A 15030-nucleotide genomic window follows, 5' to 3' on the forward strand; every position below is an offset into this window, starting at 1 on the left:
CTCCCACGCCGCAGCCCCCGGTACGTGCTCATCCAGTTGGCGTGGTTTGCCGCTGCCGCACTCAGAGGCATGTCCGTACCGGCACCACGTCGCCCACGCCGCACGGCGGATCTTTGACCTGCCGAAACGGCGTGTCGCCCCGGCGGAACCTCGATGCAGTGCTCTCGTTGTGCGCGGTATGTCCCCCACCAACCCCGCATCAGCGGAACAGCAAACCACCGCCACGCGGCCCGTTCACCGCTCCCTGTCGCGGCGGGCGGTGATGAGTCATGATCCATCGCTGCAGGCGGCCTATCGGCTGTGCCGGCGACAGACCAAGGACCAGGACCCGGCACAGTACGCGCTGATCCAGCTGGTCCCCGCGGCTCTGCGCCCGGCGTGCTGGGCGCTGTGGGCAGCGGCCAACGCCATCGACGACTTGGCCGACGACCGTACGGCCACCGCCGTTGAGCGGGCCGCCCTGGTCGAGGAGTGGATCACCGCACTGGATTACGAACTGGACCACGGAACAAGCACGGACCCGATCCGTCACGCCCTGGTGGACACCGCCCTGCGCTGGCGCCTGGACCTGACCCGGCTGCGCGGGGCGATGCTCCTGGTCCGCGACGACGCCCACGGCAGGCACTTTCCCGACTGGCCTGCGTGGCGAACCTGGGCACGTGACAACTTGCTGCCGTGGTTCGACCTCCTCCGTGACCTGTTCGACCGGGCCGGCGTACCCGTGGCCCTGCGCATGGACAACCAGGAGGTCTACGAGGAGTTCCTTGACGGCCTGCGGCTCACCGACACCCTCACCGACCTGTCCGCCGACCTCGCCCAGCACGACCTCCTCCTGCCCGACGAAGTTCTCGACCAGCACCCCGGTGCCGCGGACGATCTGATGCGCCGGCGCTGGAGCCCCGCTGTCGCCGAGATGATCAGCCACCTCACCGGCCTGGCCCGCCAATGGGTGAACCAGCCCTTGCTCACCCGTGGAATGCACCCCGCTCCCGCCACCATCTGCCACACGATGGCCGGCCTGCTGCGCTCCCAGCTCGACGCCGTCACGAGCGCCGGCCCCACCGTCCTGCACACCCCGCCCCGGCCCTCGCTCCTCACCAGCGCCCGCATCCTCGCTCCCGCCCAGGCCCGCGCAGCCCTGGCCTGGAGCCTGACCCCGGTGACCGTGCCGCCCCCGAACGGTTCCGTGCAGCGAAGACCCCCTCGCCCCCACCGGGGACTCCCGCGATCAACGTTCCGCACCCCGCCCTCGCACCGCAGCGGCGAGCGGCCCCCGAAGATCCCGGCCGGGCAGATGCCCGGCCACGTCGCCGTGATCATGGACGGCAACGGCCGCTGGGCCCAGCAACGCGATCTCCCCCGGCACGAAGGCCATCGCGCCGGCGCCACCGCCGTACGCGAGACGGTCTACGGCGCCCTGGAAATCGGCCTGCGCCATCTGACGCTCTACGCCCTCTCCACCGAGAACTGGAAACGCGACGCAGACGAGATCCACGCGATCCTCGACCTCCTCCACAGCGAGGTGAGCGCCGACCCGTTCCAGGACCTCGACGTCCGCCTGCGCTGGCACGGCGGCGCCGACCGCCTGCCGACCGACCTGACCGATCTCCTGCGGCTGCGCGAGCGCACCACCCGCACCCGCACCGCTCTGACCCTGACCATGTGCATCAACTACGGCGGCCGCGACGAAATCACCCGTGCCGCCGCCGCGCTGGCCCGCTCGACAGCACGGGGTCAGCTCGATCCCGACCTCATCAGCGAGAAGGACTTCGCACGGCACCTCCCCCACCCCGACATGCCCGACGTCGACCTGCTCTGGCGCACCGGCAACGAACAGCGCACGTCCAACTTCCTGCCCTGGCACACCACCTACGCCGAGCTGTACTTCACTCCGAACCTTTGGCCCGACACCGACCGGCGCGATCTGTGGCAGGCCGTCACGGAATACAGCCGCCGCCAGCGCCGGCACGGCGCAACACCGCACCAGCCCGAGCGTGCCTCCCACGCCGGCGACGACCCGCGCGACGGCTAGTGGCAAGGTACGTTGCCCAGGCCAGGGCCTGCGTCACCGTCGTGCCAGTTTCTCCAGCCAGGGATGTCCGGGGTGCACCCGCGCCAGCCACCCGGTGAGAACGTCGCGCCGCGCCTGGCTCAGCAGCGGCAGGGCTCCGTCGAAGTCCGTCTGGTCCTTGGGGCGTGAAGCCTTGGCCTTGAACAACAGCACCAGTTCCGGAACCAGATAAGGGATGCCTTCCGCCGTCCGTTCGATGACCACGTCGTACGGCAGCCGCAGGCTCTCGTCCCTGCGGCAGATCCATGTCCCGCCGTCGTGCGGTTCGCGGAAGACGTCGAACAGGAACTGACCGCTCACCGGATCCCGCAGCCAGGTCTGGTGCGTGGCCGCGAGCACCTCAGTGCCTGCACTGGCCCAGACCCGCCCCGAGCCCACCGCGTCAAACACGTACTCGGGGAAGCGGTCCCGAATCTCCGTGAACCCCGCCGAGGGTACCGCGATCTCCAGATCACCGTGTGGCCGAGACTGCCGTCCGCGGAACAAATCCAGCGCCCATCCTGCCGCGACGCACCAGGGCGCCCTGACCCCAGCCAACCGCTCCGCGACCTGTCCCGGCCGCCAGGCATCCTCCCACCGAGCGGCAAGTTCGTCCGCACCAAGGACGGCGCCGCCCGGCGGCACAGAGTCGGTCATCCGTACAACGTACTGCGTGGACCGGTAGTGCGGAGGGCGCGCCCCAGGCTCGGCTAGACCAGCACACCGAGGTCCTCGTGCCCGATCCCCGGCGCGCTGAGCGCGAGCCACCCGTGCCCGCGCACCCGGGTCCCGGCACCGATCTCCGCAGGGTCGACGGAGAGCTCACCGCAGGCCTCCGCGGCGCCTGCGGTTCCCTCCACGTTGGGCTGGTCCCCGTCGAAATCCTCGCCATCGGGGCCTGGTTCCTCCCACGGCAAGGGCGCGCCTATCCATTCCGGGTCGCTCTCGGCCGCGTACCGCCGACGGATCAGTCCCTGCTCGGCAGCCACCCAGACGTCCGACCCGCCGGCGCCGTCCATGAAGAACATCTGGGCCCGGCCACAGCGCACGCTGAGGCGTTCCACGGTCCCCATCCAGTCGTCCCAGTCGACCCCCACGACGCTGTCGAGATTGCCGAACACGAGCCGCCACCCGTCCAGTTCGGGGGTGATGAACACGGGCATTGTTCCCCGCCTGTGCCGCATGTCCTCCACGTCGGCGCCTTCCGCCAAGGTGCAGGGGAAGCGGTCATGCAGCCCCAACACCTCGAAGACACCCTCGTACGCGTCCGCAGGCACTGCGTACCACCAGCCACGGGGATCGACCGGTGACGCATCCTCGCCCGCACCGGCGAGGTCGGCGCGCCGCTCGAGGACCCTCTTGTCGCGAGCGTCGAGGCGGTCCATGAGTCCGATGTCGAGGAGGGCACGAAGGCGGGTGTCGTGGGTCATGGGGCGAGCCTAAAGGGGCAGTTCGGGGGCGTTCAGAGCGGTCACAGAGCTGATGCGCCACCTTCAAGGGCACCGCCACGCTCCCCCGGCCACGCCCCTCGGGCGCACCGGCATCCGCCAGACCGGCACCTTGGCGCCGGAGCCCACCGTGAGCGGCGAGTCAGTTCCACTCAGCATTTTGACAGGGCCTTGACATATTCAGCGACGGCCGCGAGCATGCAAAATGCAATCAGAGTGCCGCAATTCCCTTTACGTACAGCGCAATTCGCGTACAGCGCTCCCACGCGGTGGTCCGACAGTTCCGTAGTCGTGCCCCGCACCACCATGCGGCAAGCGCGGCCGGCGCGCGCCTTGCCTGACTTCTCTCACCGTCAGGAAGGACAACCCCCCATGCTTTGGCGCCCTCGCGCGGAGCTGAGAACGGTCACCGCGCTCGCGCTCCTCCTGGCCGGCGTCGCCACGGCGGCACCCGGGGCCGGCACCGCCTCCGCCGCCCCGGCGGACCTTCCGCCCGGCGACTACCAACAGGTCCAACTCGCCACCGGCGCGGCCGAGATGGGTGAACCCATGTCGCTGGCCGTGCTGCCCGACCGGTCGGTCCTGCACACCGCCCGCGACGGCACGATCCGCCTCACGGACGCCGCGGGCAACACGAAGCAGGCCGGGAAGCTGGACGTCTACACGCACGACGAGGAGGGGCTGCAAGGGATCGCCGCCGATCCCGCCTTCGCCTCCAACCGTTACGTGTACGTCTACTACTCACCGAAGCTCAACACCCCGGCGGGCGACGCCCCCACGACCGGTACGGCCGCCGACTTCGAACCCTGGACAGGCCACCTCAACCTGTCGCGGTTCACGCTGCGCACCGACGGCACCCTGGACATGGCCAGTGAGAGGGTCGTCCTGGAAGTTCCCAACGACCGCGGCCAGTGCTGTCACGTCGGCGGGGAAATCGACTTCGACGCAGCCGGGAACCTCTATCTGACCACCGGTGACGACACCAACCCGTTCGACTCGTCCGGGTACGCGCCGATCGACGAACGCACCAACCGCAACCCCCAGTTCGACGCCCAGCGCAGCTCCGGCAACACCAACGACCTGCGGGGCAAGGTGCTGAGGATCAAGCCGACCGCAGCCGGCGGGTTCACCATCCCCTCCGGCAACCTCTTCGCACCGGGCACCGCCGGCACCAGACCCGAGATCTACGCCATGGGCTTCCGCAACCCGTTCCGGATGTCCGTCGACCGACCCACCGGCACCGTCTACCTCGGCGACTACGGCCCCGACGCCGGCGGCACCGACCCCAACCGGGGACCGGGCGGCCAGGTCGAGTTCAACCGCATCACCTCGCCCGGCAACTACGGCTGGCCGTACTGCACCGGCACCAACACCACCGGCGAGACGTACAACGAGTACACCTTCCCGAGCGGCCCCTCCGCGGCCAAGTACAACTGCGCGGGCGGGCCCGCCAACAACTCCTTCCGCAACACCGGGCAGGCGCAGCTGCCCCCTGCCAGGCCTAGCTGGATCAAGTACGGCCTGGACGGCTCACCACCCGAGTTCGGCGGCGGCTCGGAGTCCCCGATGGGCGGCGAGGTCTACCGCTACGACCCCAACTCGACCTCCACCGTGAAGTTCCCGCAGTCCCTCGACGGCCGCTATTTCGCCGCCGAGTACGGGCGCCAGTGGATCAAGGCCATCGAGGTCGAGAGCGACGGGTCCTACGGGACGATCGAGGACGTCCCCTGGAACGGCACCCAGGTGATGGACACCGACTTCGGCCCCGACGGCGCGCTGTACGTCCTGGACTACGGCACCGGCAGCAACAACTCGGCCCTGTTCCGCATCGAGTACATCGCGGGCAGCAACCGCAACCCGGTCGCCAAGGCGTCCGCCGACCGCACCTCCGGCGCCCTGCCGCTGACCGTGCGGTTCTCCTCCCAGGGCAGCTCCGACCCGGAGGGCGGGACGCTGACGTACTCCTGGAACTTCGGCGACGGCACCACGTCCACGCAGGCCAACCCCAGCCACACATACACCGGCGCGGGCACCTATCGGCCCACCCTCACGGTCCGTGACCCGGAGGGCCTGACCGGCACCGCGAGCCTGGTGGTCACCGCGGGCAACACCGCGCCGACCGTGACGCTGCAACAGCCCCTGGACGGGCAGCCGTTCGCCTTCGGCGACACCGTGCCGTTCAAGGTGCAGGTCAGCGACCCCGAGGACGGCACCGCCGACTGCTCCAAGGTGAAGGTCACCTATCTCCTCGGCCATGACAGCCACACCCACGCCATCACCTCCACCAACGGCTGCGAGGGCAACCTCACCGTGCCCGCGGACGGCGAACACGACAGCGCCGCCAATCTGTACGGTGTCTTCGACGCCGAGTACACGGACGCCGGCGGCCTGACCACGCACTCCGTGCGCACCCTGCAACCGCGTCATCGGCAGGGCGAGCACTTCGGCGCCCAGTCCGGCATCCAGATCGCCAATCACGCCACGGCCGAGGGCGGCAAGACGGTCGGCTTCACCGATGACGGCGACTGGATCTCGTTCAAGCCGTACGTCCTCGCAGGTGCCGCGAAGTTCACCGCCCGGGTGGCGTCCGGCGGCGCGGGCGGCACTCTGCAGGTGCGCGCCGGTTCCGCCACCGGAACGCTGCTCGGCACCGTGACGGTGCCGGTGACCGGCGGTTGGGACACCTTCACCGACGTGACCGCCAACCTGTCCGGCGCGCCCGCCGGCACCACCGAGCTGTTCCTGGTGTTCCGCGGCCCCACCGGGCAGGGCAATCTGTTCGACGTCGACGCCTTCACCCTCGGCTCCGGTTCCACCACGACGACGCCGTGGGAGGCGGAGTCGTACAGTTCGGCCTCCGGTGTGCAGTCGGCCGCGCACGGTACGGCCAGCGGTGGTCTGACGCTGGGGTACATCGACAACGGCGACTGGGCCGGGTACACCTCCGTGTCCACCGCCGGCGCGGCCTCCGTCTCCGCCCGGGTCTCCTCGGCCGGGGCCGGCGGCACCCTCCAGTTCCGCTCCGGCTCGCAGACCGGTCCACTGCTGGGCTCCGTGACCGTGCCGGTGACCGGCAGCTGGGACACCTTCACCACCGTCGGCACCACACTCAACGGCGCTGGATCGGGCCCGCTGTTCCTCTCCTTCACCGGAGGCTCCGGGGCCCTGTTCGACGTCGACACCTTCACGCTCAACTCGTCGGCCTCCGCGGCGCGAAAGGGGCGATGACCATGACCATCCTGATGCGGCGGCTGCGCCGCTGCACCGCGGCCCTGGCGCTGGGCCTGCTCGGCGCCCTGATCACCCCGGCCGGCACCGCGCACGCGGCGGCCTTCGAGGTCCTGGTGTTCTCCAAGACGGCCGGCTTCCGGCACGACGCGATCCCGGCCGGCATCGACGCCCTGCGCACCCTCGGCGGGCAGAACGACTTCACCGTCACGGCCACCGAGGACGCCGGGGCGTTCACCGCGTCGAATCTCGCGAGCTACGAGGCCGTGGTGTTCCTCAACACCACGGGCGATGTCCTCAACTCCGCGCAGCAGAACGCCTTGCAGTCCTACGTCGACTCCGGCGGCGGCTACGTCGGCGTACACGCTGCGGCCGACACCGAGTACGACTGGCCCTACTACGGACAGCTCGTCGGCGCCCGGTTCCAGAGCCACCCGGCGATCCAGCGGGCCACGATCCGCAACGAGGACCGGACCCACCCGGCCACCGCCCACCTGGGCGCGACCTGGACCCGCACCGACGAGTGGTACAACTACCGCGCCAACCCCCGCCCCAACGTGCGCGTCCTCCAGGCACTGGACGAAAGCACCTACAGCGGGGGCTCGATGGGCGCCGACCACCCCATCACCTGGTGCCACAGCCAGGGCACGGGCCGATCCTTCTACACCGGGCTCGGCCACACCAGCGAGTCCTACGCCGACCCGGCCTTCCGTTCAGTGTTGCTGGGCGGGGTGCGGTACGCCGCCGGGCAGGCGACGGCCAACTGCTCGGTGCCGGCCGGCAACGGACAGATCGAGGCCGAGTCGTACAGCTCCGGCTCCGGTGTGCAGGTGGCCGCGCACGCCCCGGCCAGCGGCGGACTGACGCTCGGCTACATCGAGACCGGGGACTGGGCGGGCTACTCCGAGGTCACCACCGCGGGGGCACAGACCTTCTCGGCGAAAGTGTCCTCCGCGGGCGCGGGCGGCACCATCGAGATCCGGTCCGGCTCGGCCGACGGCACCCTGCTCGGTTCGGTGACGGTACCGGTCACCGGAGGCTGGGAAACCTTCACGACCGTCACCACGAACCTGACCGGTTCCGCGTCCGGCCCGCTCATCCTGCGCTTCACCGGAGGCGGCGGAGCCCTGTTCGACATCGACACCTTCAGCCTCGGCGCCGAACCCACCGCCGGGACCCTGTCCGACGACGTCCACCTCTTCTACTACCCCTGGTACGGCAGCCCGGCGGTGAACGGCGGCTGGCGGCACTGGCAGCAGGGCGGGCACACGCCACCCGACGGCATCGGCGCCGACCTCTACCCGGCACTCGGCCCGTACGACTCCGGTGACTTCGACGGCGCAGTCGACCAGCACATGAAGTGGGTCGCCCGGTCGGGCGCCGCCGTGATCGTCCACAGCTGGTGGGGCCGGGGCAGCTACGAGGACCGGCTCGCGCGCGGCGTACTCGACGCTGCCCAGGAGCAGGGCATCCAAGTGGCCTGGCATCTGGAGCCGTACTCGGGCCGCACCGGGGCGTCGACGGCCGCCGACATCCAGTACATCAACCGCACCTACGGCAGTCACCCCGCTTTCCACCGCGCGGCGGACCACGGAGGCAAGGGCGCGTTCTACGTCTTCCAGAGCCTCGACATCACCGACTGGACGGCACTGGACCAGGTCACCGACACGAGCATCGTCCTCGCCCAGACCACGGACACCACCAAGATCGCGCACTTCTCCGGTATGTACACCTACGACGGCATCGCGGGCGCCACGGCTCCCGGTTGGAAGCAGGCCGGCGACTACGCCCGCGCCCACGGCCTGATCTGGTCCCCGTCCGTCGCGCCGGGCTACATCGACGACCGGGCGGTGCCGGGCAACGCAACCCCCACCGTGGAGCGCGCCGATGGCGCGGCGTACGACCGGCAGTGGTCCAACGCCCTGGATCCGGCGATCGGCGGGTCGCCGACCTGGGTGTCGGTCACCTCCTTCAACGAGTGGCACGAAGGGAGTTCCATCGAGCCGGCCGACTCCACCCCGCCGGCCGGGCACGGCTACCAGACGTACAGAGGGGCGTACGGGCAGACGGGAGAGGCCGCACAGACGGCGTACCTGGATCGCACGGCGTACTGGGTCGGACGCTTCCAGGGAGCGGCCGCCGACTGAGGCCGCACCGGCGAGATGCCCGGTCGCAGCCATCGGCTCGACCGGGCAGTCGGTGCATCGCGCGGCCACTTCGCTCGCTCTCCACCTCCAACTCGATGCCGGTGGAACGGGACCCGAGTACTCCCCTCGGGTCGTTCCGGGCTGCCACCATGAGCGGATGGGGAGACGGGGGTGGAGTGCCGCCTTTTATGCGGCCGGTGTCATCGGCTTGGGGCTGGTCGTACTGCTGCTCACAGCGGTTCTGCTGGCCAAGGATCTGGGGACCGCAGCAGATCTGTCCGGCGTGCTGTCGGCGCTACTCGCCGTGGTACCCCTCGCTGTGGCTCTGCTCGTGTGGCACCGGCGCTCGATCGGACGCGCTGCTGCCTCGTCGGTGGAGACGGTGGCGCAAGCAAAGCGCGAGCTTTCCGCCGCTGTGCGGGAGCGCTGGAGCGACGAGGCCCGTCGACGAGACCAGGACGGGCAGTACCCGATGCCGGTGGTGTGGCGTCTGACGTCGCGGGACGACGGCCACGGGCAGGTGTTCCTGGCTGGTGCGTCGACCTATGACGAGGCACGGCGGCAGGCAGCCGAACTCGCCGACACTTTCCTTGGGTTGCCTCAGCGGAGGCTGGTCGTCACCGGCGGCGCCGGGGTAGGCAAGACCACACTGTGCATGCAGCTCATGCTCAGTCTGCTGGAGCCCGGAGCCGACAACGACGCGGTACCCGTACCGGTGCTGGTCTCCGCCTCCAGCTGGAATCCCTCCTACCTGTCCGACTTCACCATGTGGATAGCCGTAGAGGTGGGGCGAAGCTACCCTCAGATCGCCGCGCTCGGCCCGGACATCCCCCGTCGGCTGACGGCCGGGGGCCATGTGCTGCCCGTACTGGACGGCCTTGACGAACTGCCCGACGCGGCGCGGGCCATGGTCGTCCGGACGCTCGGCACGCTCCTCACCACCCGGCAGCCGCTGATCCTGACGTGCCGAACCGACGAGTTTGCGCAGGCCGTCCAGGAGGACGGCAGCGTGCTGAGGACTGCGACGGTCATCGAGCCGGAACCCCTCACCGCGCAGGCGGCTGCCATTCATCTGCGCAGGCATCTTGCCCCTCCCCTCACCACCGAGTGGGAGATCCTGCTCTCCGGCTTGGAAGACCCCGGTCCGCGGACCGACCCGCTCACCATCGTCGCCGAGGCAGTCACCACCCCGCTGGACCTCGGCTTGCTGCGCGCGACCTACGCAGTGGGCAACAAGTCTCCCGCCGAGCTCCTGCAATCCGGCCGCTTCGCCACTCCGGCCGCGCTACGGGGTCATCTGCTCGACCGTCTCATCCCTGCCCTCCTGGAACAGAATCCGCCCTCGCCCGGCAGTCCCGATCAACTGCGGCCGCGTCAGAGCCACGACCCGGATGCGGTACGGCGTTGGCTGGAGTACCTCTCCTGGTGCCTCGCGCGGCGGGCATCGGCCACTTCGGGTCCGCCGGAGGCCAACGGTGGCCGCGATCTCCGCTGGTGGGACCTGGCCGAACTGACGGTGTCCCGTCGGATCCTGCCGATCGTGCAGTTGATCGCGTGGACGGCCATGTTGGCGATCGCCGGCGCGGCGGGCGGCGTGCTCACCCACGGCACAGGTGAGAACAGTCCCGTTGCCAAGGCGTTGGGCGGCGGAGCCGTCGGCCTGTCCCTCGGGGTGTTCGGCCTGTACTTCGCGAACAACGCACTGGGTGCGGAGCCACGGTACGTCCGCTTCGTCCACAGTATCCGCCGCGCTCGTTTCCGACGTCGGGTGTTCGGCGGTGCACTCCTTGGCTGCTTGGGAGGCAGCCTCTGCGGGCTACTGGCATCGCTCGTGGGGGCGGTCTGGGCGACTGTGGCGCAGCCGCCGCCCGCGTGGTCGGCCTCGGTGGTGTCGAACCTCGTATACGGGCTGGTGATGGGCGCGTTCACAGGAATGGGGATGGGCTTCCTGCTCTGGGCTGACATCGCGTTGGGGGAGAACCGCTCAGGCACTCCTCTGGGCTCGCTGCGAGCCGATCGTGATGCCGCGCTGCTCCGGCTGATCGGCGGTGTGGGCACGGCGGGTCTGCTGTTCGCCATGACGCTCTGGCAGAATCCCGGGGTCGACGATCTGGCCGTTGGGGCCCTGGCATGGGTGTCCATCGCGATTTGTGTCGGCCTGTTCACCGGACAGCGCGCTTGGCTGGCCTACACGATGACGGTCATCCACGCGGCCCGGCACCGCGATCTGCCCTTTCGGCTCATGAGGTTCCTCGACGACGCTCACCGGCTGGGGCTGCTGCGCGCGGTCGGCCCCGTCTACCAGTTCAGGCATGCCGAGTTCCAGGACCATCTCGCGGCCCGACGTCCGGTTCCCGAACCCTCGGTCACCGTCGATCCGGGCGATGCCGACACCACCTGGTGGCGGCGCAATTGGCCGTTCCTGGTCGGAGCGGTGGTCGGCCTGACCTTTGCCGCATGGTGGGAGTCGCCGATAGGCCCCGGCAGTTGGCTCACCGGCTGGCAGGAGCACGTCCTCTACCTGCTCGCCGGCGGCGCACTCCTCGCACTCACCAGCCTCGCCGCGACATGGCTGGAGCGGCGCGCCCGCGCACCACGCCCATGAGATTGCAGCTTTTCCGGCAGGCAGCACCACGCACGGTCCCCTGCGCAACAAGGAGTGCCAGCCCGGTCGCCGCGTCGATCTCCGGGGAGACTCAGGGCAGGCCCTGAGGTCGGTGGGTGTGATCCCCGATGCCCGGTGCCGTGCGGCGCGGGTTGACTGGTGAACAGGGAAGGCGGGACGTGCGACGGCATGGCCTGTCGCGTTCAAAAGCGCCGGGCATCGGCGGACAGGGGGAACACGAGTGGCAGCCAGCAAGTGGTTATCGAAGTTGTCGATAAGGAGCGTCCCCCAAGGGCCCGGCTCGAAAGGATACGGTCCCGAACGCGGTCCGGGTCGTCGCTCCGTACGGCGTCGATTGGCCGTCCTCGTGCCGGCTGGGGCTCTCGTGGCCTGCGCCGGGAGCACTGCCGTGGCCGGGCCGGGCTCCGCCGATCGGCCGGCCGGTGCCCGTAAGGCACATGTCGCAGCACAGGCGGCGCTGGACGCGATCACGGCGGCGGGGACACCCGGCGCGCTCGCCCAGGTCACCGACGCCCGGGGACGGTGGTTCGGGGAGTCGGGTGTGACGGACGTCGAAACGGGAGAGCCGCGCCGGCCGGTCAACCGCTTCCGGGTCGGCAGTCTCACCAAGACATTCACTGCCACGGTGCTGCTGCGGCTCGACGCCGAGGGTGCCCTCTCGCTCGACGACAGCGTCGAGCACTGGCTGCCGGGGTTGGTCCGAGGCAACGGCAACGACGGCCGGACCATCACGGTCCGCCACCTGCTCAACCACACCAGCGGCATCTTCAACTACAACCGCGACGCCGGCTTTCTCGCCAGGTTCACCGGCAAGCCGTTCCTCACCCACCGGTACGACGGGCCACCCCTGAAGAGCTCGTGGGGATCGGCCTCTCCCACGCCCCCGTGTTCCCTCCGGGCGAGGGCTGGGAGTACTCCGACACCAACTACATCCTGGCCGGCATGGTCATCGAGCGGGCGACTGGAGACAGCTACGCCTCCCAGGTCCAGCAGCAGATCATCAAGCCGCTGAAACTCCGCGCCACCACAGTGCCCGGCACTTCGGCGCGTGTACCCGGCCCCCACGCCCGCCACTACTCCAAGCTCTACGAGGACGACCCGGACGCGGCCATCCACGACGTCACCGAGTTCAACCCGTCGGTGGCCGGAGCGGCGGGCCAGATCATCTCGACGACCTCCGACCTCAACCGGTTCCTCGGAGCTCTGTTGCGAGGAGAACTGCTTCCGGCCGAGCAGATGGAGGAGATACTCACGGGCGTTCCCATCGATGGCGAGGAGGTCCCACCCGGGCGAGCGAGCACGGGCGGGACAGCGAAAGCCACCGCCACGTACGGTCTCGGCATCCGCTCCGACAGGCTGTCCTGCGGAGTGACCGTCTGGGTCCACGGCGGCCAGGTCCCCGGCTCCCTGTCCAGGGCAGCTGCGACCCGCGACGGTGAGCACGTGCTCACGGTGAACAGGAACGGTGACTGGGGAGAAGAGGCCCTGGAGCACGCGGTACTGGAAGCGGAGTTCTGCGGCGCCTGAGGTGGAAGGGTGCTGCTGGACTGGGCACCCAGGGACGGCGCCTCGGGGTGTTTGCTTACGAGATCGGGCCGCCCGTAGGCGGACGGCCCCACGGGATCGCCGCGACGGCACCCTGGTGTCGGGCGGGCTGTGAGACCCGTGGCGGACGCGATGGGCTCATGCCCACAGTCTCTTCCTCCCCTCACTACGCCCCCTCCCACTGCGCCCACTCACTGCGCCCCTCCCACTGCGCCTCCTCCGGCTGAGCCACTCGCAGCCGTCGCACGCGCAAATCGCGGCTCGGTGCAGCCCGCACTCTCGGCTCCCTCTGCCTGAAGATCACCGCATCCTGCACATCCGGCCGCTGTACTCCGGAACGGTTGACAGGCCTCCGAGCCAACCGCAGACTCCTCCGCACCAAAACTGAACCAAATTTCACCAGGCGGGCAACCCGTCGCACACAGCCGCGACGGTGAGCCCTTCTCCAGCCCCACCGAGCCGGAGGCCGCAGCGGTCCGCCCGCACCTGAGCCGAGACACGTCCCCGCCTCGCTCATCACGATGATGTGACAGAAAGTGAGCATCCAGTGGCACCTCCCGCGTCCCCGCCGACCCGCTCGTTCAAAGCCGTGGCCCCGGTCATCGCGCTGTGCTGGCTCGCCGTCTTCTTCGACGGCATGGACGTCAATATCTACGGCGCGGTCATGCCGCACCTCCTCGATGACCCGGACCTCGGTTTCTCCCCCTCGACGGCGGGCACGGTGGGCAGTTGGACCACCTTCGGCATGCTGATCGGCGCTCTTGCGACCGGCACGCTCACCGACTGGCTGGGCCGCAAGCCCCTGGTCGCGGGCAGCATCCTGCTGTTCTCCCTGGGGTCGGCGCTGTGCGCGGTCGCGCCCGACGCCACGGTGTTCGGCGCAGGTCGCTTCATATCGGGTCTGGGGCTGGGCGGTCTGATGCCCATCGGGCTGGCCCTCGTGGCGGAGTTCGCTCCGCCGGGTCGGGCGGCGCTGGCCACCGGCGTGATGATGACCTCGTACCACGCGGGCGGCATGGCCGCGACGGGCATCGGCCTGGCCGTTGCCCCTGACCACGGTTGGCGCTGGGTCTTCTGGGCGGGCGCGCTCCCCGCCGTCATCGCACTGCCGCTGGTGATGAAGTGGCTGCCCGAGTCCCCCGGTGTGCTCTTCGCGAAGGGCCGCTCGGAGCAGGCGTACGCCGTCGCCGACCGGTACGGACTGGAGCGACCGGGTGCCGCCGAGGTGCCTCTTGCCGGAGCCAAGGGACGGATGGCCGCGATCGGCGCCCTCTTCGCTCCCGGCACCCGCCTGGCGACTCCGCTGCTGTGGATCGCGTCCTTCGCCGGCCTGCTGCTGGTCTACGGCGTCTCCACCTGGCTGCCCGAACTGATGCGTGCCTCCGGCTACTCGCTCTCCTCCTCCATCACGTTCCTCATGGTGATCAACGCCGGCGGTATCGTCGGGATGCTGATCGCGGGCCGTACGGCGGACCGTTTCGGACCGGTCAAGGTCTCGGCGATCTGGTTCCTCCTCACCGCAGCGGGTGCCTTCCTGCTGCGCGCCCAACTGCCGCTGAGCGTTGCCTACGTGGTCGTCTTCATCACCGGTGTGTGGCTCTTCAGCGCCCAGGTGATGGTGTACGCCTCCACGGCACGGCTGTACGCGCCGGGTGAGCGCGCCACCGGTCTCGGCTGGGTCACCGGAGTGGGCCGCACCGGCGCCGTCGTCGGCCCCTGGCTCGGCGGCATGGTGATCGCGGGCGGCAACGCGGAGCTCGGCTTCACCACCTTCGCCGTGGCCGCCGTGCTCGCCGCGGTCGCGATCTCGCTGGTCCCGCTGGCTCGGCGGGGCAGGCAGGACACGGCAGCCAAGCGCGAACCGGCACTGGCGGGTTCCGCCGACTGACCCGGTGCCGCACGGCCCCGGGCCGGTCCGGCCACCACCGGCGGACGAACCCGGGGTCCTGTGGCACACCCGCCGAGGGACTCGGAGGCTCATCAGCC

Annotated in this window: 7 protein-coding genes and 1 pseudogene; 6 read left to right on the forward strand and 2 right to left on the reverse strand. The window is 70.0% G+C overall.

The window, feature by feature from the left end:
• The first annotated feature begins 262 nt into the window (after window positions 1-262).
• Window positions 263-2032, forward strand: coding sequence for a polyprenyl diphosphate synthase (gene uppS, locus ACWGDB_RS31740; RefSeq protein ID WP_453825588.1), 1770 nt, complete (start codon window positions 263-265; stop codon window positions 2030-2032).
• Between the two features lie 33 nt (window positions 2033-2065).
• Here the strand turns inward: uppS and ACWGDB_RS31745 are convergent, their stop codons facing one another.
• Together ACWGDB_RS31745 and ACWGDB_RS31750 are read right to left on the reverse strand one after the other, a co-directional pair.
• The gene (locus ACWGDB_RS31745) at window positions 2066-2707 is read right to left on the reverse strand and encodes a nucleotidyltransferase domain-containing protein (protein WP_453825589.1); all 642 of its coding nucleotides are present in this window, start codon (window positions 2705-2707) and stop codon (window positions 2066-2068) included.
• Window positions 2708-2760: 53 nt separating this feature from the next.
• On the reverse strand, window positions 2761-3480 hold the full coding sequence (locus ACWGDB_RS31750; RefSeq protein WP_453825590.1) for a hypothetical protein: 720 nt from the start codon (window positions 3478-3480) through the stop codon (window positions 2761-2763).
• 390 nt (window positions 3481-3870) lie between these two features.
• On the opposite strand from ACWGDB_RS31750, the gene ACWGDB_RS31755 reads away from it, so the two are divergent.
• The 5 genes and pseudogenes from ACWGDB_RS31755 (at window position 3871) to ACWGDB_RS31775 (ending at window position 14932) form a co-directional block, all read left to right on the forward strand.
• Window positions 3871-6726: a carbohydrate-binding protein gene (locus tag ACWGDB_RS31755; RefSeq protein WP_453825591.1), complete on the forward strand. Its 2856-nt coding sequence runs from the start codon at window positions 3871-3873 to the stop codon at window positions 6724-6726.
• A 14-nt stretch (window positions 6727-6740) separates the two neighbouring features.
• Window positions 6741-8873 carry a ThuA domain-containing protein gene (locus tag ACWGDB_RS31760; RefSeq protein ID WP_453825606.1) on the forward strand — a complete coding sequence of 711 codons (2133 nt, stop codon included), beginning with the start codon at window positions 6741-6743 and terminating at the stop codon, window positions 8871-8873.
• Between the two features lie 208 nt (window positions 8874-9081).
• The gene (locus tag ACWGDB_RS31765) at window positions 9082-11478 is read left to right on the forward strand and encodes an NACHT domain-containing protein (RefSeq protein WP_453825592.1); all 2397 of its coding nucleotides are present in this window, start codon (window positions 9082-9084) and stop codon (window positions 11476-11478) included.
• 355 nt (window positions 11479-11833) lie between these two features.
• Window positions 11834-13026: pseudogene (locus tag ACWGDB_RS31770) on the forward strand (serine hydrolase domain-containing protein).
• Between the two features lie 565 nt (window positions 13027-13591).
• Window positions 13592-14932 (forward strand): MFS transporter, encoded by a 1341-nt coding sequence (locus ACWGDB_RS31775; RefSeq protein ID WP_453825593.1) that lies wholly within the window; start codon window positions 13592-13594, stop codon window positions 14930-14932.
• The last annotated feature ends 98 nt before the right edge of the window (window positions 14933-15030 follow it).

Source organism: Streptomyces sp. NPDC055013 (genome assembly GCF_053608645.1).

Bases quoted from the DNA above. Each gene is read 5' to 3' on its own strand.
- uppS (WP_453825588.1), top strand. From the start codon at position 263: ATGAGTCATGATCCATCGCTGCAGGCGGCCTATCGGCTGTGCCGGCGA.
- ACWGDB_RS31760 (WP_453825606.1), top strand. From the start codon at position 6,741: ATGCGGCGGCTGCGCCGCTGCACCGCGGCCCTGGCGCTGGGCCTGCTC.
- ACWGDB_RS31750 (WP_453825590.1), bottom strand. From the start codon at position 3,480: ATGACCCACGACACCCGCCTTCGTGCCCTCCTCGACATCGGACTCATG.
- ACWGDB_RS31755 (WP_453825591.1), top strand. From the start codon at position 3,871: ATGCTTTGGCGCCCTCGCGCGGAGCTGAGAACGGTCACCGCGCTCGCG.
- ACWGDB_RS31745 (WP_453825589.1), bottom strand. From the start codon at position 2,707: ATGACCGACTCTGTGCCGCCGGGCGGCGCCGTCCTTGGTGCGGACGAA.